Consider the following 23,334-nt stretch of genomic DNA (forward strand, 5'->3'; position numbering starts at 1 on the left):
AAATGCAGCGTTTCCTGCGGGCGGCGCTGATTGTCTTGTGCAGTGTGGCCTGCGCGACGGTAGCCCAGGCCGATCCACCGCAATCGGCCAAGCAGAGGCTCATCGACAGGATTTGCACGCTGATCCAGATCCATGCCGACCAGAATGGCCTGCCGCGAGATTTCTTCGCCCGCCTGATCTGGAAGGAAAGCCGCTTCGATCCCAACGCCGTCAGTCCGGTGGGCGCCGAAGGCATCGCCCAGTTCATGCCAGGCACCGCCAAGATGCGCGGCCTCGCCAATTCTTTCGACATCGACCAGGCGATCCCGGCGTCGGCGAAATATCTTGCCGAGATGAAAGGCGCCTACGGCAATCTCGGCCTGGCGGCGGCCGCCTACAATTCCGGCGAAAGCCGCGTGTCGCGCTGGCTGGGCTCCGGCGGGTTCCTGCCGATGGAGACCGAGAGTTATGTCTTCGACATCATGGGCGAGCCGGTCGATAAGTTCACCGACCGCGCCTATGCCGGAAAGGTGGAGCCGCTCGACGCGAAGGCGGATTTCGCCGTTGCCTGCCGCCGCCTTCCGGTGATCATGTCCCGGACCGTTGCGATGGCTTCGATCAATGTAAAACCATGGGGCGTGCAGGTCGCCGGCAATTTCCGGCGCGGTGCCGCGATCAACCAGTGGCTGCGGGTGCGCAACCGCTTTCCGGCCCTGCTCGCGGGACATGATCCGGTGGTCAGTCGCGTCCGCACACCGATCGGCCGCAGGGGCATATACGCGGTCAGGATAGGTGTCGACGACCGCGCCGCCGCCAACGCCGTCTGCCACAAACTGCAAAGCGTCGGCGGTGCCTGCGTAGTGGTGCGCAACCGTTAATTGGTCCCGGGTATCAGCCTTACGGATTGCGTTCGGACCGCGCCGGGTCTGGCACCTGTCTCAGCTGTTGCGCGTCGCCACAAAGGTCGCCGCCTGCTTCAGCAGCATGGCGCCGTCGCCGTAAGGCTCCAGCAGTTCGTGCGCCTGTTCGACGAGGCCGTTGAGTTGGGCCCGCGCCCAGGCGGGGCCATGCAGCGCCACCAGCGTCGCCTTGCCGGCTGCCGCGTCCTTGCCGGTCGCCTTGCCCATCTGGCCGGCATCGGCGGTCAGGTCGAGCAGGTCGTCGGCGAGCTGGAAGGCAAGGCCGATCGCCGAGCCGAACTCTGCCAGCCGCTCGCGGTCTTCGATGGCGGCGCCGGCGAGCAGCGCGCCGGCCTCGCAGGCAAAGCGGATCAGCGCGCCAGTCTTCATGGCCTGGAGCCGGATGATGCCGGCTTCATCCGGCCGGGCGTGTTCGGCGTCGAGGTCGAGCTGCTGGCCGCCGACCATGCCGCCGGGGCCGGCGGCGCGGGCAAGCGCCAGCACCAGGGCCGCGCGTCGCTCGGCCGGCAGCAGGGTGGCGTCGGCGGCGATGATGTCGAAGGCTAGCGTGAGCAACGCGTCGCCGGCCAGGATGGCGGTTGCCTCGTCGAACGCCCTGTGCACGGTCGGCTGGCCGCGGCGCAGGTCGTCGTCGTCCATGGCGGGCAGGTCGTCATGGATCAGCGAATAGCAATGGACGCATTCAAGCGCCGCAGCGACGCGTAGCGCCGCCTCGCCGTCGGCGGAAAACAGTGCCGCGCTTTCCATCACCAGTAAAGGGCGCAGGCGCTTGCCGCCGTTCAGCACGCCATGGCGTATGGCCGCCATGAGGCGTTCGGGCCGCGCGATCTCGCCCGAAAGCGCGCGGTCGTCAAGCAGCCGCCGCAGCAGCACCTCGACGGCCGCCGCCCGCCTGATAAGCGCCATTTCGAACGCCATTTCGTCGTCATTCGTCATGGCCGGGACCGGTAGCGGACACTCAGACGTTGCGCAAGCAGCCAAGCGCCATTATGCCGGAGCAGGGAGAGGCACGGGTTGGGCGACTTGGCGGAACCGATCGTCGATCATGAAACCGAGACGCTGGACATGGCGACGAGATCGAGAGGCGTGAACCGCCGCAATCTCAGGCGCTGGGTCCGGCGCGGCGTCGTTGTGGCCGCGGCGCTGGTTCTGATCCCAACGCTCCTGGTCCTTCTTTATCTGCCGTCCTTCGTGCATCCGGTCTCGATGCTGATGCTGAAGGACCTGGCGACGTTCTCGGGATATGATCGCCGCTGGGTCTCGATCGACGATGTCGCGCCCGTGCTGCCCAATTCGGTCATCATGTCGGAGGACGGCCAGTTCTGCTTTCACCGCGGCGTCGATCTTGGCGAGTTGAGAGGCGTGGTGGACGACGCCCTGGCCGGTGAGGCGACGCGCGGTGCCTCGACCATCACCATGCAGACGGTGAAGAACCTCTTTCTCTGGTCGCGTCCGCTGGGCTCCGTGCGCAAGGTCGTCGAACTGCCGCTGGCCGTCTATCTGGACGCGGTGATGTCGAAGCGACGCATCATGGAAATCTATCTCAACATCGCCGAGTGGGGACCGGGCATCTACGGTATCGAGGCTGCGGCGCAGCATCATTTCGGCATTTCGGCAAAGCAGCTGTCGCGGCGGCAGGCTGCGCTGCTGACCGTTACCCTGCCAAATCCCATTCTGCGCGATCCGGCGAAGCCGGGGCCGGGCCTCAGGAGGCTCGCCAATCTGATCGAGCGGCGGGCCGGCCGCTCCGGCGCCTATGTCGGCTGCCTGAAGTAGCCAACTCAAAAAAAATCGCCGCAGTGCTGGCCAAAACAGCATGGGGCGTGTATAGGCGACCGACTTTCTCAGATTTAGGCCCTGACATGGCCCTTTCACGAGGGCTGGCGGGGCATTTGACCATGTAGTGGAGCATATCCATGGCCGTTCCTAAACGCAAAACCTCTCCGTCCAAGCGCGGCATGCGCCGCTCGGCCGACGCTCTCAAGGCCCCGACCTATGTCGAGGACAAGAATTCAGGCGAAATGCGCCGTCCGCACCACATCGACCTGAAGACAGGCATGTATCGCGGTCGTCAGGTGCTGACGCCGAAGGAAAGCTGAGAACAGCTTTCTTCAAAGGTTCGACTGGAAAGACCGGCCAATGGCCGGTCTTTCCGCGTCTGGCGGTCGATAACGGCTTCTGCATCCATCGTCTTTATGCCGTGCAACGCGCTGCACTGGTCGTTTCGTCGGCGCTGGCTCAAGCCATACGGGCCGGTCCTTAGCTGACATTGATGTCGCACCCGGTCTTCGACCGTGTTCGCGGCGTTTCACGAAAAATCTTGCGGCGTACCTGTGGCGCATTCTACACAGGATTGCCCCACATGGAGACGTCAGATGTTCGGTGCCATCCCGCTGCTCATCGTGCCTTTCGTACTCTACAATCTCGGCCTGCTCGGAATCTTTGGCGGCGGCGAGGATCCGTGGGCGAACGAAATCCTGTCGATCAGCATGATGTCGGGCGGTGTGTTCTCGATGACGCTTGGCGACCTGATGGTGCTGATCGGGCTGATCTTCCTGTTCTTCGAAATGGTCAAGGCGGCGCGCACGACCAGCGCTTCGATCATGGATCATCTGCTGTCGACGCTGGTCTTCGTCGCCTTTCTGGTCGAATTCCTGCTGGTCAAGGGCGCCGCGCATTCCATCTTCTTCACCCTGATGGTCATCGCGCTGTTCGATGTGCTGGCAGGTTTCGCCGTGTCGATGCGATCCGCCAGCCGTGACATCAATTTGAATTGAGCCGGCGCCCTGGCAAGGGTGGGCGGTGAAGACGCCCACCACTACTGCGATGATCGCCCCGGCTTGGTCATTGTCGCAGATGTCGCCTTAAAAATAGCGGTCGCACTATTTCTTCTTGGCGCGGGCCGGTTTCTTGACTGGAACGGCGGGCGCGTTGGCCAGGTCTTCCGCTTCCTTGGCGAGCCTTAGCGCGCGCAACTTGTTGGTCTTGGCCTGGCGGGCGTCGCTTTCGGCGGCGTATTCGGCCATCGCCTTCTGGCGGACCGTTGCCGCCTCTTCCTGCTTCTTGAAACGCAAGTCGGCGCGGGCGCGGGCGGCATCCCTGGAGTTTTCAACCAAGAGCTTTGTCCAATCCGGTGAACCTTGAGTACCCGCTCCTTGTAGCAGAGCCGGGGTTTCAACGGGAAAATAAGTTGATCAGGCGGCCGTACTTTCGCCAGGCGCCCTGCGTTTCACGACGGCCTCGTAAGCTGCCTGCAAGGTCGCGCGCACGGTGGCGTCCGCCGGCGTGTCGAGCGGCATGCCGAGATGTTCGTGGCGAAGCTCATCCATGAACTTGTCCCACAATGGCGGGCCGCCTTTTTCCAGCAGTTCGGCGCGGATCGAGAGTTCTTCGCTGACCGGCAGCCAGACGCGCCCCCACGCACCCAGATGAGCCAGGATCGGCACCAGCGTGATGGCCATCTCAGTCAGGCTGTAGATCGCCTTCTGTTTGTGGCTGGGATCGTCCGCCTTTGTCAGCATCCCCAGTTCCAAAAGCCGCTTCAGCCTGTCGGCCAGGATGTTGGAGGCGATGCCCTCCATCGAGCCGTTGAGCAATTCGCGAAAGTGGCGCCTGCCGCCGAAAATCATGTCGCGCAGAATGATCAGGCTCCAGCGGTCGCCGAACACCTCCAATGACAGGTTGATGGGGCACCCGGATCGGCGATCGAGACTCATTCGCTTTTTCTCTGAAAACCGGTTGCCTTATCGTATCAGTCTTATTATCCTGCAACCGCTTGCGAAATGCAATCGGTATGACGGCGGGGATACACTCCCGGCGAACTGCCGAATAGATGAGTCAGAAATGTCCCTCACCCTTCATTTCCATCCACTGGCTTCCTTCTGCTGGAAACCATTGATCGCACTCTATGAGAACGAGACAGCGTTCGCTTCCGTGATCGTCGATCTCGGCGACGAACAGTCGCGCACAGCATTCCGGAAAATGTCGCCGTCGGGAAAAATGCCGGTCCTGCGCGATGACGCGCGCGACCGCACTGTGCCGGAATCGAGCATTATCGTGGAATATCTGGCCACGCATTATCCGGGACCTGTCGAATTGCTGCCCACCGACATCGATCTTGCCAGCGAGGTTCGCGTAGCCGACCGATTCTATGATTTCTACGTCCAAGAGCCGATGCAGAAGATCGTCGGCGACCGCTTGCGTCCTGCAGGCAAAACCGATCCGTTCGGCGTCGAGCAGGCGCGCGACCAGCTGCGCAATGCCTATGCCGCGATCGAGCAGGATATGCGCACGAAGACCTGGGCGGTGTCTGAACGCTTCACGATGGCCGATTGCGCGGCGGCTCCGGCGCTTTTCTACGCCAACAAGGTCGAACCGTTCGGCGACACGTTCCCCGCCGTGAAAACCTATCACGACCGGTTGATGGAGCGGCCCTCTTTCGCGCGAGTGATCGAGGAGGCGCGGCCTTACTTCAAGCTCTTTCCTTACAATGACGGCTGATCGCGATGCCGCCGGCCGGGCGCTTGATGCCGAAGACATGCGCCGTACCGTTCCACAGTCAGGCCCGATGCATCAGTCGTCCCAGAACTGGTCAAGCCAGATGTTGAGTCTGAGGAAGCCGGCGCTACTCACCGTATAGACCCGTCTCGTGCCTTGTGCCCTGGCGTTCACCAGGCCGGCATCGAGCAGCACTTTCAAATGTTGTGAAACCGCCGGGCGAGATACTGGCAGCCCTGCGGCCAGTTCATTGACAGTCTTCGGGCCGCGCCGGAGCTCTTCCAGAAGATGGCGCCGGTTGGGATCGGCAATCGCCAGGAAGGCGTCGGAAATCATCATACCTGTTTGTGGGGCAAAGCTCCTTGAACCTCAACCTTCATGGTCATCTTTTCTGCGCGGATCGAGCCGCAATGCTTCAGGCGTCACCGAACGATCGGCCGGTTGCGTCGTGAAGGCGTCGCGGTCGCCGATCGGCACAGGCGCACGGCGGCTGATGCGAAGCAGCGTGTAGCCCGCGAGGCACAGATGCGCCAACGCGGTCGCGAGGAAGAGGCCTTCCGGGCGCATCCAGCCCATCAGGGCCGCGGCCAGCAAGGGCCCGATCATCGTTCCAAAGCCGTAGAGAAGGAGCAGGCCGCCCGAGACCTTGACGAAATCCTCCGACCGGGCGTGATCGTTGGCATGCGCCACGGCGATCGAATAAAGCGTGTAGGCGAAGGCGCCATAGGCGGCGGTGGAGACGATCACGAAGACGCCGGAGCGGGGCTCGGACAGGAAGATGGCGAGCGCGAACAAGGCTGCGCCGAAAGCGGCGCCAGACAGCACGAAGCGCCGGTCGGTCTTGTCGGAGAGACGCCCCGCCGGAAGCTGCATGGCGGCGCCGGCGACCACCACCAGGCTCATCATCAAGGCGATCTCGGCGGTGGAGATGCCGATGCGGGCGCCGTAGACCGCGCCCAGCGTGCCCCAGGCGCCGTTGGCGATGCCGATCAGCACGCAGGCAACGGCGGACACGGGCGAGTTTGCATAGAGGCCTTTGACGTCGAGCGAGACGTCCTGCAGCGGCTTGGGATGTGAGGCGCTCGAGACCGCGGTCGGAATGAGCGACAGGCAAAACAGGATGCCGGTGATCATGAACAGCGAAGCCGATTTCACGTCGCCGCCGGCAACGATCATCTGTCCACCCATGATCGAGGCGTAGGTGACCATCATGTAGAGACCGAAGACGGTGCCGCGGTTTTCGTTGCTGGCTTTCTCGTTGAGCCAGCTTTCGATGACCATGAAAGCGCCGGCCATGGTGAATCCGGTGAAGGCGCGCAGCAGGATCCAGACATAGTCATCGATGATCAGCCCGGTGAGCAGCGCAACGATGGCGCCGGACGCGGCAAAGGCGCCGAAGGCCCGCACATGCCCGGCGCGGCGCACGATGCGCGGTGCGAAAAAGCAGCCGGTGACGAAGCCGCCGGCCCAGGCCGTGCCCATCATGCCGAGGGATGCGGTCGAGAAACCTTCCAGTTGGCCCCGCAGCGGCAAGAGCAGCCCATGCAATCCGGACGCCGCGAGCAGGAAGGCGGTGCCGCGCAGCAATGAGAGGATCGGTCGATAGGTTGCGAACATATTTTGATCCGGCTCGGGTCTGACGGGCGTTCGGTCCTAGGACAGTCGCATTCGGGCTTTTCGGCGGCGAGCCCTACGGCCCCTACGTCTATCCGCGGCGGAAGAGCGCCTCGGCAGCCGATTTGGTGTTGTCCTTGGCCTTGAGTTCGTTTTCAAGCCGGGCGATTTCGTCGCGAAGAATGTCTATCCGCTCGGTTAATTCACCGACCGAGAGCAGTGACAAATCCTGCCCGATCTCGTGTGGGCGCGCCTTCTTCTTCGGTTCGTCGTCGAAGATCGCCATCGTCGGTTCTCCTCCGCCACACCTGATTGGCCATTTGCCTGATCCGGCAATCAGCATACATAGTGCAAGGGCGCCGATGCAAATAGCCGGACGGAAATGGCGAGGAAAGACTGAAGTTCATGGCAAGCGAACAGAAAATTCCGGCAAGGATGACAGCCATCGCGATCTCCGAGCCTGGTGGCCCGCGGGTGCTGAAACCGGAAATGCGCGACGTGCCTGAACCCGGCCCGGGCGAGATCCTGATCAAAGTGCATGCGGCGGGTGTCAACCGGCCGGACGTGCAGCAGCGAAAGGGCGCTTATCCGGCACCGCCCGGCGCGTCGGACTTGCCTGGCCTCGAGGCCTCCGGCGAGGTGGCCGCGCTTGGCGAGGGCGTATCGCGCTGGCGCATCGGCGACCGCGTCTGCGCGCTGACGCCCGGCGGCGGCTATGCCGAATATGTCAAGGTTCATGCCGGCAGCGTGCTGCCCTTGCCGGCCGGCTTCACCCATACGGAAGCGGCGGCGGTACCAGAAAACTACTTCACCGTCTGGCACAATGTGTTCGAGCGCGGGGCACTCAAAAGCGGCGAAACACTTCTGGTCCATGGCGGCTCTTCCGGCATCGGCACCACCGCTATCCAGCTTGCCTCGGCGTTTGGCGCCCATGTCATCACCACAGCCGGCAGCAAGGAGAAATGCGACGCCTGCCTGAAGATCGGCGCCGGCCGCGCGATCAATTACCGCGAGGAGGATTTCGTCGCCGCGGTCAAGGAGGCCACCGGCGGGAAGGGCGCCAATGTCATCCTCGACATGGTCGGCGGCGACTATGTGGCGCGCAACCATGAAGCGGCGGCCGTGGAGGGTCGCATCGTGCAGATCGCCACACAGGGCGGCGCCGTGGCGAGCGCCGACTTCTCAAAGATCATGGTCAAGCGGCTGATCCACACGGGGTCGACGCTGAGGCCGCGCACCGTCGAGTTCAAGGCGGCGGTAGCCGCCGCGCTGGAAGCGCAGGTGTGGCCGCTGCTCGGCACGCGCAGGGTCGCGCCCGTCATGGACATGATCTTCCCGCTCAACGAAGCTTGGCGGGCGCATGAGCGGATGGAAGAGGGGGATCATATCGGCAAGATCGTGCTCGACGTGGGCTAAGAGAGGCCGACTTGCGCCGATGCGGGCCTAGCTGCCGGCATATTGCGAGCGCTGCCTAGAAGTTGAACAAAGCCTTAATGGTGCAATGCAGCATTTGCATCATTGCTATGCAAAATCGGCCGTTCACCTCCCGATCGATGATGACTATTTAAGCAGTCATCGAATCAAACATTGTCTGGAGGACCACCATGAACCCGATCCGCGCATTCCGTAATTGGCGCACCTACACCCATACCGTGCGTGAACTGAACCGGCTCAACGCGCGCCAACTCAACGATCTCGGCATCAGCCGCGCGGACATCGAGACAATCGCCCGTAAGGCCATCTGACATCAGGCCGGGTCTGCTCTTGCAAGCGGACCCGGGCATAGAAGCCAGAGCCGCATAGACGGATTGCCGTCGCGGTTCCAAGCCCGCTGGACCTTGTCCGGCGGGTTTTGTCATTCTGGGACGAGCGGCAAGGCTTATTGGCCGAAGGGTTGACCTCAGTTCCCAGCATGGCATGTTGCCGGGCTGAAACCGGTTACCGCGTGAGGGCGTTGGGAGCCGCCAGGAGCGAAATGCCGAAGAAGCTGCCGACGCCCCATGTCTGATGATCTTATCGACAAGATCTACGAGGCCGCGTTTGTGCCGGACCTATGGCCGGACGTGTTGGAAAGCATAGATGCGGTCTCCGACTCTGTGGCGGGTTCGGTATTCCTGTTCGCTGACGACCAGCCGGTTCGAGGCCGAACCGTCGGGCCGCTGCAAGACCTGCTCGGCGAGTTCCTGGTCGGCGATACGTTGCAATTCTCGACGGCCGTATCACGCATGTGCGCCGTCCAGCCGGCGAGCTTCGTCGATGTCGACAGTTTTCTGACGGCCGAGGAAATCGCGAGCGATCCGGTCCGTATACGGCTGCGCGAGCTTGGCATCGGCGCACACACCTGCACGGCCATCCCGATGCCGAGCGGCGAACTGGCGATTTTCGTCTTTCAGCGACAGCTCGGCGACGGCAATTACGGCCGCGTCCATTTCGACGTGCTTGACGGTCTGCGGCCCACCATGGCCCGCGCAAGCCTGATCGCCGCTCGGCTCGGCCTCGAACGAGCGCAAGGCACCGTTGCCGCCATGACGGCGATGGGCCTGCCCGCGGCAATCCTGTCGTCGAGCGGGCGTGTGCTCGCCGCCAACGCGCTGTTCGAAGCCATGGAATCCATTTTCCTGCCTGTTGCGATGGGTGGGCTGGCAATCGGCGATGCGGAGGCCAACCGGCTGTTCCAGCAGGCCATCCTCGCCGAGCGCCGCGAGGTCGAGCCGTCGGTCCGCTCAATCCCGGTGGCCGCGGGCACGGACACGCCGCCGCTTATTCTCCACTTTCTGCCGTTGCGCCGCGCGGCTCACGAAATCTTTTCCGGCGCGGATATCCTTGTCGCGGCAACGGCCGTGAGCGCCAGTTCGGTCGTGCCGTCGCCGTCGCTTCTGATGGGGCTGTTCGACCTGACGCCGGCCGAGGCCCGCCTCGCTTCGGCCCTGTCGCAAGGCCGTCCGCTAAAGGACGCTGCGGCAAGCTCCAACATCACCGTCAAGACCGGGCGGAGCTATCTCGAACGGATTTTCGCCAAGACCGGGACCCGACAGCAAAGCCAGCTTGTGGCATTGCTTAAAAGCACCGAACTGCCTCAATTGAACAGGGGCGATGACGGTCCATGATCGCCGATGAAACCGACCGCAGCCATGCGTGAGCACGAATGATCGCTTCGCTACCCGATCGCATCTACGAGGCCGCGTTCGTGCCTGAACTGTGGCCGGGCGTGCTGGAGGGCCTGAGCACAGTCTCGAACTCCGCCGCAGCCTCGCTTGTCCTGTTCGAAGACCGCGCCTCTCCGAAATTCATCGCGACGGACTTGATCGCCCCGGTCCTGCAGGCCTTCGACTCCGCCAATGGATGGCAAAAGAGTGAGGAGGTCCAGCTTCTCTTCTCGATGACGCCCCCTTCCGCATTTGTCTTCGACGCCGATTATTTCCCTGCCGAGGCGCTGGAAAGCAATCATCTGCGCCTCGATCGGACCCGGCCGCTGGGGATCGGCGGACAGGTTGGTTCGTTCGTCGTCATGCCGACGGGCGAGATGGCATTGTTTTCAACCGAGCGTTGGCTGGAAAACAATCGCCCCACCACTGAAGACATGGATCGGTTGAACGCGTTGCGGCCGCATCTCGCCCGCGCCGGCCTGATTGCGACAAGGCTCGGCCTGGAGCGGGCAAGAGACACTGTGTCGGCCATGGAGAGAATAGGATTGCCGGCCGCCGTCCTTTCGTCCGCAGGCCGGGTTCTTGCCGCCAACGCGCTGCTCGAAGACATGCCGTCTGTTTTCCGCACGATCGCCTTCGGCGGTCTGGCGGTCGGCGACGCTCAATCCGATCTGCTGTTCCAGCAGGCGGTCGATTCGGTGCGCGGCCGCAGCGCGGTTTCCGTTCGATCGATTCCTGTTGCCGCACAGGACGATCAACCCCCCATCATCGTTCACCTGGTGCCGCTGCACCGCTCCGCCCACGACATCTTTTCAGGCGGCGACATTCTGGTGGTTGCGACGGCGGTGAAAGCCAGTTCGATGGTTCCATCGCCTACCCTTCTTGCAGGTCTGTTCGACCTTACGCCCGCGGAAGCCCGTCTGGCCTCGGCCCTATCGCGTGGCCTTGCGCTGAAAGACGCAGCGGCCGAGTCCAAAGTCACCGTCAAGACAAGCCGGACCTATCTCGAACGGATTTTCGCCAAGACCGGGACGCGGCGGCAGAGCCAACTCCTCGCTCTGCTCAAGAGCACGGAACTGCTCAGCCGAAGATGAGATAGGGTGCATAGACCGGGCGCTTAAGGCGCGTCCCCGCAGGAGATCCGGGCGGCGCACCTCACGTCTCCGTTCTTTGCATATCGCATCAGTGCCCAAGGGCTGCGGCGCCCATCAGCACCAAGGCTGCGCCCAAGACGATGTCCGCATGCTTTCGGAAACGGCTATATTGTCGCCGTACGGTCGGATGAGACATGCCCAGCACAAGCAAGCCGAACCATGCGATGGCAATCGAAAAGACCAGCAAGACCAGGGATATGTAGGTCTCTGCGCGGCTGCCCACATTCAGCGTGGAAGATGCGAAGAACAATGCCGTCGCCGGATTCGCCACCGCCGTAACAAACCCTACCCGGAAGTATCGAGTGACCGGAAAAGGCTTCGGCTCTTTGACGCCAACCCTGGTCGACAGCGCCCGCCTCATCGAATTCCAGCCGATGAAGACCAGCATGGCGCCATACAGGCTGGCAGCGACCTGATGTGCGGCGCCCGTGGCGGGCAAAGCGGCAGTTCCAGTCGCAACCATGGCCGCCAGCGAACTTGCGCCCAAGGCAATACCGGCGGCAGCGGACAGGGCTGTGGCGCGCGAAGCGGTTAGCGCCGCCTGCGTGACGACGGCGAAGTTGGCGCCCGGCAACATGGCTACCATCGCGTAGGAGACGGCGAACGGAAGCAACCCCGCCACAATGGCATGTCCCGTCTCGAACATCGATTGACCCCACCCGCAGCGCCGCTCCTGCACCGCAGGCAGCCGCATTCGACGGGGGAATCTGGACGAAATGTAAGTCTGCGAACAGTCGTCATATGCCGACTGCCCGATGTTTGAGGATCATCAGTGGGTGCGGGCGTCACGAACCTTCGGCAGCTTTGGACTTGATGCTGTCCGCTTAAGCCGGAATCAGCTGCGGCAATCCAAGGTTGACCTCAGCTTCCAGCATGCCATTTTAGCCACGCAGGAATGGATGGCGTGTGGGAGCGCTTGGCGATCCGGGTCCACCAGACGCTGACTCTGAACGAGGCTGTGCGCTCTCATGTTCGATGATCTTACGGACAGGATCTACGAGGCTGCCTTCGTGCCGGATCTGTGGGCGGGCGCGCTCGAAGCGGCGAGCGGCGTTTCGGGTTCTGCCAGCGGCTCGATCTTCGCTTTCAGAGATGGTTCCCCGACGCGCGGCAGGTTCAGCCACGATCCTCCAGGACAAGGCAACGCCCTTGAGACCGTCCGGTCCCTGTTCGATGACTTCCTCATGGGTGACAACTGGAAGTTATCTCCTGGCGTCATGCGGATGTATGCCTTGCAGCCGGCCAGCTTCGTCCATGTAGAAGCTTCCATGACAGCCGACGAGATCGAACGCGATGTGCAGCGGACGCGTCTGCGGACGATGGGCATCGGCGCTCATCTTTGTTCCGCGGTTCCCATGCCGAGCGGAGAACTCGTCACCTTCGTCTTTCAGCGCTGGATCAGGGACGGTGCCTACGATCAGTCGTCGGTCGACCGGCTCGATCAGCTTCGACCCCATTTCGCGCGTGCTGGGCTGATATCGGCGCGGCTGGGCATGGAGCAGGCGAGCGCCACCGTCTCGGCGCTCGAGGCTATCGGGCTGCCCGCGGCCGTGATGACCTCTTCCGGCCATGTGCTGACTGCCAATGTGCTGATGGAGAAAATGCCATCCATGTTCATCGCCACCGCGCGTGGCGGCATGGCACTGGCCGACATATCCGCCAATCTGCTGTTCCAGGAGGCGATCATTCACAACCAGCAAAACCGTGTCGTGCGCTCGATTCCCATTCCGGCGCGGGAAGGCCAGCCGGCGCTTATTATTCATCTGCTGCCTTTGCGCCGCGCCGCGCACGAGATCTTTTCGGGGGCAGACATACTGGTTGCGGCGACGGCAGTGAGCGCCAGCGCCACCCTGCCGTCACCAACGCTGCTTGCGGGACTGTTCGACCTGACTCCTGCCGAGTCGCGGCTGGCCGCCGCGCTATCGCAGGGGCAACCCTTGAAAGAGGCGGCATCCACGCTGAAAATCACGGTGAAAACGGGCCGCACCTATCTTGAGCGGATTTTCGCCAAGACCGGAACCCGCCAGCAAAGCCAGCTTGTCGCGTTGCTCAGGGGCGCCGAGCCGTTACCGGGAGCATTGCGCTGACGGTCGCTCATTGGCAAAACCAGGAGACAGGGCTGCAATTGGCTACCGGCCACGCCCGCTCAGCGGCTCGGTGCTTTTCAGCAACGCCACCAACTCGCTTTGCTGGCGGGTGCGGGTCTTGGAGAAAATCCGCTCGAGATAGGTGCGGGAAGTCTTCACGGTGATGCTAGAAGCTGCCGCGGCTTCCCTCAGCGACCGGCCCGATGCCAGTGTGGTTGCCAGCCGGGCTTCCGCCGGTGTCAGGTCGAACAGGCTGCGGAGATGCGTCTCGAAGCCTTCGCGGATGGTGCCGGCGACCTCTGTCACCATGATCACCGCGCAGCGCTCCGTTGCCAGGCCATAGGCGCGGGCGTCGACGAAGGGTGCGACCGACAGCACCAGCCGCGTCAGGTCCGAGTGCTTTTGATCCGAAGGCACCAACATGGTTCCGCCGAGACCCGGCATTTCTCCGTCGCGCAAGGAGCAAGCATTCACGACGAGGCGCTGCAATTCCTGTGTTTCTCGCGCGCTGGCGGCTGCAATCATACCGTCCCTCAGCCCCAGGGGACCGTCAGGGCGCGCCAGTATCGCCTCGGCCGCCTCGTTCATATGCACAATATGCTGTTGGCCGTTTACCAGAAAGACACCGAAAGGCAGGTGTGAGAATGCCGATGCCAGCGCCGACATGTTCTCCAGCCGCCGGCCTATCTGGCCGGCGCGTATTACATGCGGCACGATCTTTTGCAAAAGGCCGATGTCATCAGCGCCGAACGCATCCTGCCGTGCTCCGCGATGAATATGGAGCAGCCAGTGGGCGCCGTTTGAGGCCAGCAGGTTGCAGGCCAGCCCGTGATACATATCGCGCGGCCTCAGCCAGTCGTGCCAGAGTTCACGGCGGCGGAATGCCGTGTCGTCGGACATTAGCGGCCAGCGATGGACGGTGCCGACGGGCAAGTCCGCCGAAGCCGCAGCCAGAGGGTCCCGCAGCATGGCCTGGATGCCTTTCTGCGAATTGAGTTCCGGATCGGGGGCGGATGCGACTGCTTCGAGCGTCTCGGGGGTAAAGCGCACAATGCAGGAGCGCGAACCGCCGAAGAGGTGGTGCAGGGCAATTATCGCATCGAGCCAGCGTTCCTGGTCGTAGGCCGCCTCATAGATTTGGCCGATCACGGCGGAGACGGCTTCGATGGTGACGTCAGCCATGGGAAGCTTTCCGGTCCTCACGGAGACCAGGTTTCGTGAGGAGGACTAACACACGGAATCGCTCGCAAAAGTTGCGTCCCGCCGATTGGTGTGATCTGTTCCGAGCCTCGGCAAGAATGAACATGTGACCCTACGGCAACAACCCGACCCGACACCGAGTTAGTGGCCTCACAAACGGACGAACAGTCGTCATTTGACGACTGTTCGGTTCGGTGCCTTGTCTGCACTCTCTCCTGCATCGGCAATTCGACGGGAGCTTTAGACGTGATGGCGAGAACAATCGGACGTGCAACGCGCATTTCAGAGACCGCTGCAACAATCGTTTGCGCGGATATCCTGCCATCAGGATGCTCGACAAGCCACGGCCGGTCCGGCCCACGAGACGCACGGATCGTCGCTATCCTTCTCGCTGGATTCATGGGTCTGGCCATCTCTACATTCGCGTCTGAGACAGCGTTTGCAGTTACATGCGGGGCAGGAAACGAAACTGCCGACGAGAACGACAGCCTTGCCTGCGGGGACGGCACGGTTGCCTATGGCGATCAGTCCGTAGCAGTTGGGGTGTTCGCCGCGACAGGAAGTGAGAAAACAAATTCGAACTTTGACACCGCCGTTGGCTACGCCACCAGCGCTTTCGGGGAGAGCCTTGCCGTAGGTGCCCTGGCCAAGGCAGGCTTCGACAGCCAGATCGACCCGAGCCGTTATCACACGGCCATCGGGACTGGAGCGGAAGCCGGGCAGGGTGCAAATGGCCTGGAATATTCCACCGCGGTTGGCTATCTGGCCAAGGCCAATGCATCCAACGCAATTGCCATGGGCGCCTCGGCCGAAGCCAATTTCACGGGCTCGGTCGCGATAGGCGCAGCCGTCAAGACCACGCGCGACAATCAGGTGGCGATCGGCAACGGCCAGAACACCTATACGCTGGCCGGCGTCGCCTCCCAGGCGAGCAAGGACGCGCAGGGCGAGACGACCTATTTGATGACGACCGATGAGAACGGCAATCTTGCCGCCTCGACTTTCGATGTCGCGACATTGGAGGGCCTGCCCGCAAAAGTGACGCAGAACACCACCGCAATCAGCAATCTGACCACCACGGTCTCCAGCCACACGACAGAGCTTGCAGATCACGAGACGCGCATCACAAACAACACCAGCGCGATCGTGGATCTGGACACTCGCGTGACGACCAACACCAACAACATCACTCAACTCGACGGTCGCGTCGGCGCTTTGGAGAGCGGATTCCAGGATCTCGGTGGCCAGATCAGCGAGAACCGCACCGAGGCGCGTGCCGGAACGGCTCTGGCGCTTGCCACGGCAGGGCTGCGTTACGACGATCGACCCGGCAAGCTTTCGCTTGCCGGTGGGTTCGGTAATTTCAAGGGGCAGTCCGGCCTGGCGCTCGGCCTCGGCTACAATCCAAGCCTGGATTTCCGCCTGAACGGCGCGATCTCGGCAACAACCGACCGTGGCGATGTCGGCGTCAGCCTCGGCGCATCCTGGACGCTTAATTGATCTTGGCTTGGACAGTGCCAACTGCACGCCCAAGGCGGACCAGCGTGCGGCCAAGCTGTCTTGGGCGGGGGGCGATCGTTGCCGGAGCCTTTCTGGCGCTGGCGACGATCGCCGGGCCGCCGCTGGCGGCCAATGCGCAGGCCAAGGACAAGCGCGTCGGCCAGAAAATGGCCCGTGCCGCCGATATCGACCGCAATGGGGTGCTGATCCTGACGAGAAGCGCCCTGCTGGCGCTCGATCAGGCCAACAAGACCGGCAACTACACCGTGCTGCGCGACCTTGGCTCGCCCAACTTCCAGACCAACAGCGCCGCCAAACTCGGCGATATTTTTGCCAACCAGCGCAAGCAAGGCCTCGACTTCAGCGCGGTGGCGGTGCTCGAGCCCCAATTGACCCTGCTGCCGCGCATCGAGCCCAGCGGCATGCTGCATATGGCGGGGTTCTTTCCGTCGGTGCCGATGCAGCTCAATTTCGAGCTTCTGTTCGAACCGGTGAACCGGCAGTGGAAGATTTTCGGCGTCTCGGTCAACCTCACGCCGGGCGGGCCGCAAGCGCCCGAGACGCCTGTCGAGGGGCAGCCGAAGCCGGCCGATCCCGGCCCACCCCCGGATGCGCCTTCGATCGCGGTGCAGCCGAAGACGGAAACCAAACCGGCAAAGCCATAGCGTGTGCAGCATCTAGCGATGGTGCGCGCCAGATTTGCCCGGCCCGACATCGGGAGCACCCACATTGACGATTGAAAAAGGACATGAGCGGTACGTTTGCGTACTCGACCCGACAAACGCATGGACGGTCTGGGATTGCGAGATGGAGATGCCTGCTTCCCTGGGCGGCCAGCATCTGACCGGCCGGCCGAAGGAACGGGCCGAGGCTGCCCGCGCAATATTGGAGCGTATCCATAAGAGCAAACTGGACCGGGCCCATGACGGCCGGGTGGATGGTGGTTAGACCGGACCTTTCGATTCGCAATTCGTATTCGATTTGTCCGTGCCAACGAATGGCAGGGTTCGGCCTGGCTTTCCCAAAACCGTTGCGAAACGACCAGAGAGCGGTTATACATGCCGCGAATTTCCCATTTTGGTGGCTCTAAACCACCGCCCGCGCGGGAACGCGGGCGAACGAGAAGGATTTTTACATGGCCAATACGCTGCTGATGCCCAAGGCGACCGCCGTCTGGCTGGTCGACAACACCGCGCTGTCCTTCGAACAGATCGCCCAGTTCTGCGGGCTGCATCCGCTCGAGGTCAAGGCGATCGCCGACGGTGAATCGGCGCAAGGCATCAAGGGCATGGATCCGATCATGACCGGCCAGCTGACCCGCGACGAGATCGCCCGCGCCGAGAAGGACACGAATCAGCGCCTCAAGCTTTCCGATCCAAAGGTGCGGGTGCCCGAATCCAAGCGCAAAGGCCCACGCTATACGCCCCTGTCGAAGCGCCAGGACCGCCCCAATGCGATTCTCTGGCTGGTGCGCAACCATCCCGAACTCAAGGATGCGCAGATTTCGCGCCTGGTCGGCACCACCAAGTCGACGATTGAGCAGATCCGCGAACGCAAGCATTGGAACTCGGCCAATTTGCAGCCGATGGATCCGGTGACGCTGGGCCTCGCCTCGCAGATCGACCTCGACATGGAAGTCAACCGCGCTTCGCGCGGCCGCGAACAGGCACAGCCGGCCGGTGATACGCTGCTGCCGGCGGCCTTGACCGAGCGCCTCGTGCCGGCACCCGAGAAGCCGAAGGACGAGGATGCCGAACTCGACGCCAACGCCGTTTTCGCAAAGCTCTCGGCGCTGAAGTCCAAGAATACGGACAATGACGACGACGAGTGAGATCTCGCACCCATAATGAAAAAAGCCCGCTTCGAGCGGGCTTTTTTGTGAGATCAGGCGGCCTCAGCTTCGCGCCACGCGATCCGGCGCCATGCCGTAATCCTCGCTGCGCTCCACGGCGCGGTAGAAGTCGGCAAGTTGCTTGCCGCGCTCGGGTTTGAAGGTGCGTCCGGCGATGACCACCGAAGCGATGCGATCGATGCGGAAGGCGCGGAAGTCGTCGCGCATCTCGCACCAGGCGACCAAAGTCCACACCTTGCCCCAGAACCACAGGCCAAGCGGGCGAATATCGCGCGCGCTGCCACGGCCGGCCTCGTCCGAATAGTTGACGGTCAGCACCTGCCGTTTCTCGATCGAGCGTTCGATGAGGTCGATGGCTTCACGGGCAGCGTCGCTGACCACCCACATCGGCGTGTGGATCTCTGTGCGGGCGATGCGGTCCTTCTCGGCGTCGGGCAACACGGCGCCGATCTTCACCAGCGCCTCCTCTGCAGCTCGGGCCATGGCGGCGCCGCCAAAGGCGCGCACCATGCGGGCGCCGGCCACCAGGGCCACGATCTCGTCACGCGTGAACATCAGCGGCGGAAGGTCGAAACCTTCCCTCATCATGTAGCCGACGCCGGCCTCGCCGTCGATCGGAACCCCGGTCGACTGCAAGTCGGCTATATCGCGGTAGATGGTTCGCTCGGAAACCTCGAGCCATGTGCCGAGTTTCTGTGCGGTGACCAGACGGCCACCACGCAGGTGCTGCACGATCTGAAAGAGCCTGTCGGCACGACGCATCGTATGGTCCCTCAGTGTTGTGTGCCCACATGTCGTGTTCCGAGACCCGTTCCGGATTTCCCACGACGTGCACTATGGTTTGAGTCCTTCGTGCTTGCGCCGCTCGGCGACGAATTCCGGGCCGAAGGATAATTTGCTCGTTGTCGGCGTGTTGGCATCAAGCACCCGCCAGAAGGGCGCCACGTTGGTCAACGCAATGCCGCGCTCGAGATCCTCGTTTGCGGCTTCGGCGACGGTGCGCAAATGATAGCCTATTGTGACGGGGCATGTCACTTCGGCGCCATTCCCAACAGCTAGTGCCGTGCGAAGTGCACGAACGTCCATATCAAAGCCTTCGGGAATAGTGCGGATGAAGTCGTCGACCTGGCGCGCAGTCGGAACCAGCATCGGTTGGCCCTCGACGACGTCTCCCACCGTACGCGGCGTCGGCTTGACGACGCCTACACCAGGTGCGTTCAGCCTTTCATTCCAGCATTTCATTGATCGCCATCCCCACTGCCGAGGCGCAGCAATGTGCACCATCGCATGTGGCTCCTGACAGCATTCTGTCAGGAGCCTTCAGCATATTCCTTGGCAAACAGCGTTCGCATTTTCGCGAGATCGCTGACCCTGTCGGGATAAAGCGTCCTCAGAAAAGCGAGTGCGAACGTGCCTTGCGCCGAACTTGGCGCGGAAACGATTCTGCCGTCAGCCACCGCATAGGGCACGTCCTGGTAGTTGCGGTCGCCGGCATAGAAGGGGACGTGATCGTTGATCCAGTCCCGGCCATTGCTGGTGTGCCTGGCCTTTTCGAACATGCCCGCCCGGGCTAGTGCTAGCGTCCCGGCGCAGATGCCACCGACGACGCCGCCGCGCGACGCAACAGATCCGAGCAGTTCGGCGACATCCGGCGGAGCCTCGCCAAACCACTGGTCGGAGCCGATAACGGCAATGGCGTCAAGATCGTTATTCTCGTCAGGGCCGGCCGAACGATCAGGGACCAACCTGAAGCCACTGACCCCTGAAACCGGCTTGCCGTCCGGCGTCAGCGATATGGCACGGGCACCGAACCATTCGACCGCCGACGCAGCCAGCAGCCCATATTCCCAGTCGGCAAAGCCTTCTATGAATAGAAAGCCGATTGTCTTCTGATCGCTCATAAGCTCGCTCCATCCCACGCGCGCCTGACCTGGTTTTCACACATGCCGTGCATCCGACCGGCGGCTTTTCTGCACCATGCATTTGATATTTGAGCGTTCGACGCGCCGATATCCAACCGCCGTGCTGACAAACCCTTATCGATTGCCGCAAGCGCCGCGGTCGTCATACATATCGGGCCAGCCGATATCCTTGCGGATGTCTGCTGGAAGGGAGTTCATGAATCGTTGAGTACGGATCTCGTTGCGCATCGTCCGTACCTTGCCGACATAGTGGCGCATGCCGCGCAGAATGCTGTAACCGTCCATCGTCAGTCTCCTCTCTCTGATGGAGACACTATCGCATACCCCTGCTGACAGCAGTCTGTCAGGAGGGCGGCGCCTCGTGCAACGGTGAAGGGGCCAGCTTCGAAGGCAGCCACGGCTATCGGCCCACTGCTGCCACGCGCGGCGCGATCGCGACGCCGGCCAACCGCTTTGACACGCACCGATCTTGCTGGTCAAAGGCGATATGACGAAAATCCTCGCCCTGGTCATTGTCGGTTTCATGGTCATCCAGTTGATCAAGCCGCTGGGGTGGCCGGGGCTGAAACGCCGTGGCGATTTCTGGAAGCTGGCGTTACTGGCCATGGCGGCAATCTCGCTGGCGGCGGCCCTAGGTCATTTGAATTAGGCCGAAGTCAACCGACCGCGCCCGGTCTCCAGTCTGCAAGCACCGGGCCGGCAAGATGCTCGGCCCATGCCCGATAGCCGGCTTCCGAGGCATGAAAGCCGTCGGAGGCAAAGCCGACCTCGGGGTTGGTGATCGGCAGGCGAGGTGCGGGGACCGCGCCGCGCTCCAGGCAAAGGCGCTCGCCCATCCGGTTCATCGCGGCCGCGCGGATTTCGAGGATCTCGCCAAGCAGGCGCGGCATGGCCGGCGCGCGCGTAAACTCAAGCACCGGCGACCATACCACGCGCGCTTCCGGCCACTTGGCGCGCAGCGCATAGAGCAGGCCGCCGAAATCCTTCTTGAAGCGCGGCACGGAGTGGAAATTCTTGGTGTCGTTGGTGCCAATTGCCAGCACGATATGCGTCCACGGATCGGCCGACAGATTGGGCAGCACATGATCTCGGATCTGGCCTGACGTTGCAGAGTTGAAGCCGGCGGCACGCCATCGCACCGCGCGGCCGGTCCGCCGGGAAATCAGCACCGCGAGTTGCGCGGCCAAGCCGTCCTCGGAGTTGCCGATGCCGACCGAGGCGGCCGAGGAATCGCCCAACACCAGAAGCGAGATCGGCGGCGCTTCGCCGGCGAGGTCATGCATGACAGGTCCTTGCGCCGGCAGCATGCGCGTGGTGCGGCGGCGAACGCCCAATCCCTGCCAGATGTAGACGGGGAAGGCGAGCCAGGTGATGAAGGCGGGAAAACGCATGGCATTTACCTGAGACTGTCAGGGCAGGCTTAGCGCATGTTCGGGCCCGCGTGAACGATCTTCAATCGCAGCAACCCGGTTCAGCGGCTCGGCTATCCTGGTATTCGTCGTGCAGCCGCACCCAATCCATGAGGCCATGATAGGGGCCGTTCTCGTTGCGGCCTTTCGGCGTCATATCGAGATAGTCATATGCGCCGATCTGCGCCTCGCCGCCACGGGCGCGCGACATGAAGGTGAGGAAGATGTCGCCATTGTCGTCCCTGAAGAAGACGCTGGTGCCAGGAAGTTCCTTCGATGTCCGAGGACGGGTGTCGAAATTGTAGGTGGTGTCGCCTGCCGCGATCTGCCTGTCGGTGAAGGAGACCTGCATGTCGAAATTGAAATCCGAGGCGTAGGACGATACCCAGTTGAACTTCCAGCCCATGCGCTGCCGGTAGGGCAGAAGCTCGGCCAGCGGCGCACGCGAGATCACCACCAGCGACACGTCGTGATGCCGCAGATGCTGGTCGGCGCCGTCGATATGGTCGGCCAAGAAGGCACAGCCTTCGCAGCGATGGGTAGACCCCGGTCCGAACATGAAGTGATAGACGATCAACTGGCTGTTGACGCCAAACAGGCCCGCCAGGTTCTTGGGCCCTTGCTCGGTCTCGAAGACGTAGTCCTTCCTGATTTTCAGCCAGGGCAGTTCACGTCGCTCGGCGGCAATGCGTTCGCGAAGCCGCGTCAGCTCCTTCTCGCGCGCGAGATGCGCCTTGTGCGCCTGGAACCACTCTTCGCGCGAAACCACCTTGTTGCTAGGCATGGATTTCTCCCTTCAGAAACCCCAAGGACGTTCGCGACAGAAGCGAGCCGACATTGGCGTTTGCCGAAAGGAAAAAAGAAAGGACGCGGACGCAATCCCCCTAGGCCAGATAAGTAGACAAGCCGGGCCACGCCGCCCGGGCTGGAAGGAAGCCCAAAAACAGGCTCAGGCGGCCTGCTCGAGGCTGGCTTTCCATTCTCCAAGCGCGGCCAGATGGTTCATATGGGCGCGATGCGTGAAGGCCGCCTGGGCGGCGGCGACGTTCGATCGGTTGCCTCCCCATGCTTTCTGCGGGGCGGCCTGCAGCGCGCGGCCATAGGAGAAGGTCAGCTTCCAGGGATGCGGCCCGATGGCATTGATGGCGTTGAGGTTGGCTGTCGCCTCCTCGTCCTCCTGGCCGCCCGACAGGAAGGCGATCCCGGGAACCGCGACCGGCACGGTTTGGCGGAACAGCTTTATGGTCTTTTCGGCGACCTCGTCGGGACTGTTTGTCTTGCCGGATTTCCTGCCTGCTATGACCATGTTCGGCTTCAGGATCGTGCCCTCCAGCACCACCCGTGCCGCATGCAACTCGTCATAGAGCTTGATCAGCGTGGCCTTCGAAACCTCGTAGCAGGTGTCGATGTCATGGGAGCCGTCCATCAGCACTTCCGGCTCGACGATCGGCACGATGCCGGCCTCCTGGCAAAGTGCGGCATAGCGGGCGAGCGCATGGGTGTTCGAGCTTATAGCGGTTGCCGAAGGCACGCCCCTGCCGGTGTCGATATCGATCACCGCGCGCCATTTGGCGAAACGGGCGCCAAGTTTGTAATAGTCTGCCAGCCGCTCGCGGAGCCCGTCCAAGCCCTCTGTGATGGTGTCGCCGATGAAGCCGGCCAAGGGCTTGGCGCCGGCATCGACCTTGATGCCGGGGATCGCGCCGCTTGCCTTGATGAGATCGACCAGAGGCGTTCCGTCGGCCCCCTCCTGGCGGATCGTTTCGTCGTAAAGGATCACGCCGGAGATGTAGTTCTTCATCGCCTCCGTGGCGCGGAACATCATCTCCCGGTAGTCGCGGCGGCTGTCGGCGGTCGATTCCACGCCGATGACGTCGAAGCGCTTCTTGATGGTGCCGGAGCTCTCGTCGGCGGCCAGCAGGCCCTTGCCCTCGGCCACGATAGCGGCGGCAATGTCTTCGAGACGGTCGCTCATTTCGCTCTCCTTCAGATCAGTTCTTCGCCAGATGGAAGTCTATCGCCAAAGGATCGGCACCGGAAAGCTTCAATCGAGG

30 protein-coding genes are annotated in these 23,334 nt (G+C 62.6%); 15 read left to right on the plus strand and 15 right to left on the minus strand.

The window, feature by feature from the left end; genetic code table 11:
- The first annotated feature begins 2 nt into the window (after positions 1 to 2).
- The gene (locus LB513_RS24845) at positions 3 to 857 is read left to right on the plus strand and encodes a lytic transglycosylase domain-containing protein (protein ID WP_224666134.1); all 855 of its coding nucleotides are present in this window, start codon (positions 3 to 5) and stop codon (positions 855 to 857) included.
- A 60-nt stretch (positions 858 to 917) separates the two neighbouring features.
- Here LB513_RS24845 and LB513_RS24850 read toward each other — a convergent pair whose 3' ends face one another.
- A complete protein-coding gene (locus tag LB513_RS24850; protein WP_224666135.1) occupies positions 918 to 1,835 on the minus strand; it encodes a polyprenyl synthetase family protein in 918 nt (305 codons plus the stop codon).
- A 78-nt stretch (positions 1,836 to 1,913) separates the two neighbouring features.
- On the opposite strand from LB513_RS24850, the gene LB513_RS24855 reads away from it, so the two are divergent.
- From LB513_RS24855 to LB513_RS24865, 3 genes are all read left to right on the plus strand, one after another.
- Positions 1,914 to 2,675: a biosynthetic peptidoglycan transglycosylase gene (locus LB513_RS24855; RefSeq protein ID WP_224666136.1), complete on the plus strand. Its 762-nt coding sequence runs from the start codon at positions 1,914 to 1,916 to the stop codon at positions 2,673 to 2,675.
- Between the two features lie 140 nt (positions 2,676 to 2,815).
- Entirely contained in the window at positions 2,816 to 2,998 is a 183-nt protein-coding gene (rpmF, locus tag LB513_RS24860; protein ID WP_008834724.1) for a 50S ribosomal protein L32, read from the plus strand.
- Between the two features lie 276 nt (positions 2,999 to 3,274).
- A complete protein-coding gene (locus LB513_RS24865; RefSeq protein WP_224666137.1) occupies positions 3,275 to 3,676 on the plus strand; it encodes a hypothetical protein in 402 nt (133 codons plus the stop codon).
- A gap of 105 nt (positions 3,677 to 3,781) precedes the next feature.
- Here LB513_RS24865 and LB513_RS24870 read toward each other — a convergent pair whose 3' ends face one another.
- Positions 3,782 to 4,015, minus strand: coding sequence for a hypothetical protein (locus tag LB513_RS24870; protein ID WP_224666138.1), 234 nt, complete (start codon positions 4,013 to 4,015; stop codon positions 3,782 to 3,784).
- A 78-nt stretch (positions 4,016 to 4,093) separates the two neighbouring features.
- Entirely contained in the window at positions 4,094 to 4,615 is a 522-nt protein-coding gene (locus LB513_RS24875) for a winged helix-turn-helix transcriptional regulator (protein WP_224666139.1), read from the minus strand.
- Positions 4,616 to 4,742: 127 nt separating this feature from the next.
- On the opposite strand from LB513_RS24875, the gene LB513_RS24880 reads away from it, so the two are divergent.
- A complete protein-coding gene (locus tag LB513_RS24880) occupies positions 4,743 to 5,399 on the plus strand; it encodes a glutathione S-transferase family protein (protein ID WP_224666140.1) in 657 nt (218 codons plus the stop codon).
- Between the two features lie 72 nt (positions 5,400 to 5,471).
- Here the strand turns inward: LB513_RS24880 and LB513_RS24885 are convergent, their stop codons facing one another.
- From LB513_RS24885 to LB513_RS24895, 3 genes are all read right to left on the minus strand, one after another.
- The gene (locus LB513_RS24885) at positions 5,472 to 5,735 is read right to left on the minus strand and encodes an ArsR/SmtB family transcription factor (RefSeq protein ID WP_224666141.1); all 264 of its coding nucleotides are present in this window, start codon (positions 5,733 to 5,735) and stop codon (positions 5,472 to 5,474) included.
- Between the two features lie 30 nt (positions 5,736 to 5,765).
- Complete coding sequence (locus tag LB513_RS24890; protein ID WP_224666142.1) at positions 5,766 to 7,013, minus strand: MFS transporter; 1,248 nt, start codon at positions 7,011 to 7,013, stop codon at positions 5,766 to 5,768.
- Between the two features lie 88 nt (positions 7,014 to 7,101).
- Positions 7,102 to 7,296 carry a DUF1192 domain-containing protein gene (locus tag LB513_RS24895; protein WP_224666143.1) on the minus strand — a complete coding sequence of 65 codons (195 nt, stop codon included), beginning with the start codon at positions 7,294 to 7,296 and terminating at the stop codon, positions 7,102 to 7,104.
- Positions 7,297 to 7,415: 119 nt separating this feature from the next.
- Here LB513_RS24895 and LB513_RS24900 point away from each other — a divergent pair, with 119 nt between their 5' ends.
- The 4 genes from LB513_RS24900 to LB513_RS24915 all read left to right on the plus strand — a co-directional run bounded on the left by LB513_RS24900 (position 7,416) and on the right by LB513_RS24915 (position 11,250).
- Positions 7,416 to 8,426 (plus strand): NAD(P)H-quinone oxidoreductase, encoded by a 1,011-nt coding sequence (locus tag LB513_RS24900; protein WP_224666144.1) that lies wholly within the window; start codon positions 7,416 to 7,418, stop codon positions 8,424 to 8,426.
- Between the two features lie 188 nt (positions 8,427 to 8,614).
- Complete coding sequence (locus LB513_RS24905) at positions 8,615 to 8,755, plus strand: DUF1127 domain-containing protein (protein ID WP_224666145.1); 141 nt, start codon at positions 8,615 to 8,617, stop codon at positions 8,753 to 8,755.
- Positions 8,756 to 9,010: 255 nt separating this feature from the next.
- The gene (locus LB513_RS24910; RefSeq protein WP_224666146.1) at positions 9,011 to 10,117 is read left to right on the plus strand and encodes a helix-turn-helix transcriptional regulator; all 1,107 of its coding nucleotides are present in this window, start codon (positions 9,011 to 9,013) and stop codon (positions 10,115 to 10,117) included.
- Between the two features lie 38 nt (positions 10,118 to 10,155).
- Positions 10,156 to 11,250 carry a helix-turn-helix transcriptional regulator gene (locus LB513_RS24915; protein ID WP_224666147.1) on the plus strand — a complete coding sequence of 365 codons (1,095 nt, stop codon included), beginning with the start codon at positions 10,156 to 10,158 and terminating at the stop codon, positions 11,248 to 11,250.
- Positions 11,251 to 11,338: 88 nt separating this feature from the next.
- Here LB513_RS24915 and LB513_RS24920 read toward each other — a convergent pair whose 3' ends face one another.
- Complete coding sequence (locus LB513_RS24920; protein ID WP_224666148.1) at positions 11,339 to 11,956, minus strand: LysE family transporter; 618 nt, start codon at positions 11,954 to 11,956, stop codon at positions 11,339 to 11,341.
- Positions 11,957 to 12,278: 322 nt separating this feature from the next.
- On the opposite strand from LB513_RS24920, the gene LB513_RS24925 reads away from it, so the two are divergent.
- Positions 12,279 to 13,397, plus strand: a complete 1,119-nt coding sequence (locus LB513_RS24925; RefSeq protein ID WP_224666149.1) for a helix-turn-helix transcriptional regulator — start codon at positions 12,279 to 12,281, stop codon at positions 13,395 to 13,397.
- A 42-nt stretch (positions 13,398 to 13,439) separates the two neighbouring features.
- On the opposite strand, the gene LB513_RS24930 is transcribed toward LB513_RS24925, so the two are convergent.
- On the minus strand, positions 13,440 to 14,579 hold the full coding sequence (locus LB513_RS24930) for a helix-turn-helix transcriptional regulator (protein ID WP_224666150.1): 1,140 nt from the start codon (positions 14,577 to 14,579) through the stop codon (positions 13,440 to 13,442).
- A gap of 417 nt (positions 14,580 to 14,996) precedes the next feature.
- Here LB513_RS24930 and LB513_RS24935 point away from each other — a divergent pair, with 417 nt between their 5' ends.
- The 4 genes from LB513_RS24935 to LB513_RS24950 all read left to right on the plus strand — a co-directional run bounded on the left by LB513_RS24935 (position 14,997) and on the right by LB513_RS24950 (position 17,928).
- Positions 14,997 to 16,097, plus strand: a complete 1,101-nt coding sequence (locus LB513_RS24935) for a YadA-like family protein (protein ID WP_224666151.1) — start codon at positions 14,997 to 14,999, stop codon at positions 16,095 to 16,097.
- A 44-nt stretch (positions 16,098 to 16,141) separates the two neighbouring features.
- On the plus strand, positions 16,142 to 16,762 hold the full coding sequence (locus tag LB513_RS24940; protein WP_411962749.1) for a hypothetical protein: 621 nt from the start codon (positions 16,142 to 16,144) through the stop codon (positions 16,760 to 16,762).
- A gap of 64 nt (positions 16,763 to 16,826) precedes the next feature.
- The gene (locus tag LB513_RS24945; protein ID WP_224666152.1) at positions 16,827 to 17,045 is read left to right on the plus strand and encodes a hypothetical protein; all 219 of its coding nucleotides are present in this window, start codon (positions 16,827 to 16,829) and stop codon (positions 17,043 to 17,045) included.
- A 187-nt stretch (positions 17,046 to 17,232) separates the two neighbouring features.
- Positions 17,233 to 17,928 carry a DUF1013 domain-containing protein gene (locus LB513_RS24950; protein WP_224666153.1) on the plus strand — a complete coding sequence of 232 codons (696 nt, stop codon included), beginning with the start codon at positions 17,233 to 17,235 and terminating at the stop codon, positions 17,926 to 17,928.
- 63 nt (positions 17,929 to 17,991) lie between these two features.
- On the opposite strand, the gene LB513_RS24955 is transcribed toward LB513_RS24950, so the two are convergent.
- The 4 genes from LB513_RS24955 to LB513_RS24970 all read right to left on the minus strand — a co-directional run bounded on the left by LB513_RS24955 (position 17,992) and on the right by LB513_RS24970 (position 20,156).
- A complete protein-coding gene (locus LB513_RS24955; protein WP_224666154.1) occupies positions 17,992 to 18,711 on the minus strand; it encodes a helix-turn-helix transcriptional regulator in 720 nt (239 codons plus the stop codon).
- Between the two features lie 72 nt (positions 18,712 to 18,783).
- A complete protein-coding gene (locus LB513_RS24960; RefSeq protein WP_224666155.1) occupies positions 18,784 to 19,191 on the minus strand; it encodes a hypothetical protein in 408 nt (135 codons plus the stop codon).
- 68 nt (positions 19,192 to 19,259) lie between these two features.
- Positions 19,260 to 19,850, minus strand: coding sequence for a DJ-1/PfpI family protein (locus LB513_RS24965; protein WP_224666156.1), 591 nt, complete (start codon positions 19,848 to 19,850; stop codon positions 19,260 to 19,262).
- 135 nt (positions 19,851 to 19,985) lie between these two features.
- Positions 19,986 to 20,156 carry a hypothetical protein gene (locus LB513_RS24970; protein ID WP_224666157.1) on the minus strand — a complete coding sequence of 57 codons (171 nt, stop codon included), beginning with the start codon at positions 20,154 to 20,156 and terminating at the stop codon, positions 19,986 to 19,988.
- Between the two features lie 184 nt (positions 20,157 to 20,340).
- Between LB513_RS24970 and LB513_RS24975 the strand changes: the two genes are divergently transcribed.
- The gene (locus tag LB513_RS24975) at positions 20,341 to 20,520 is read left to right on the plus strand and encodes a hypothetical protein (RefSeq protein WP_224666175.1); all 180 of its coding nucleotides are present in this window, start codon (positions 20,341 to 20,343) and stop codon (positions 20,518 to 20,520) included.
- A gap of 7 nt (positions 20,521 to 20,527) precedes the next feature.
- Here LB513_RS24975 and LB513_RS24980 read toward each other — a convergent pair whose 3' ends face one another.
- The 3 genes from LB513_RS24980 to LB513_RS24990 form a co-directional block, all read right to left on the minus strand.
- The gene (locus LB513_RS24980) at positions 20,528 to 21,262 is read right to left on the minus strand and encodes an SGNH/GDSL hydrolase family protein (protein WP_224666158.1); all 735 of its coding nucleotides are present in this window, start codon (positions 21,260 to 21,262) and stop codon (positions 20,528 to 20,530) included.
- Between the two features lie 61 nt (positions 21,263 to 21,323).
- A complete protein-coding gene (locus LB513_RS24985; RefSeq protein WP_224666159.1) occupies positions 21,324 to 22,064 on the minus strand; it encodes a DUF899 domain-containing protein in 741 nt (246 codons plus the stop codon).
- A gap of 165 nt (positions 22,065 to 22,229) precedes the next feature.
- Positions 22,230 to 23,255 carry a class I fructose-bisphosphate aldolase gene (locus LB513_RS24990; protein WP_224666160.1) on the minus strand — a complete coding sequence of 342 codons (1,026 nt, stop codon included), beginning with the start codon at positions 23,253 to 23,255 and terminating at the stop codon, positions 22,230 to 22,232.
- Positions 23,256 to 23,334 lie beyond the last annotated feature (79 nt).

Origin of the sequence: Mesorhizobium sp. ES1-1 (assembly GCF_020164785.1) — a bacterium.
In the GTDB taxonomy this organism is placed as follows: domain Bacteria; phylum Pseudomonadota; class Alphaproteobacteria; order Rhizobiales; family Rhizobiaceae; genus Mesorhizobium.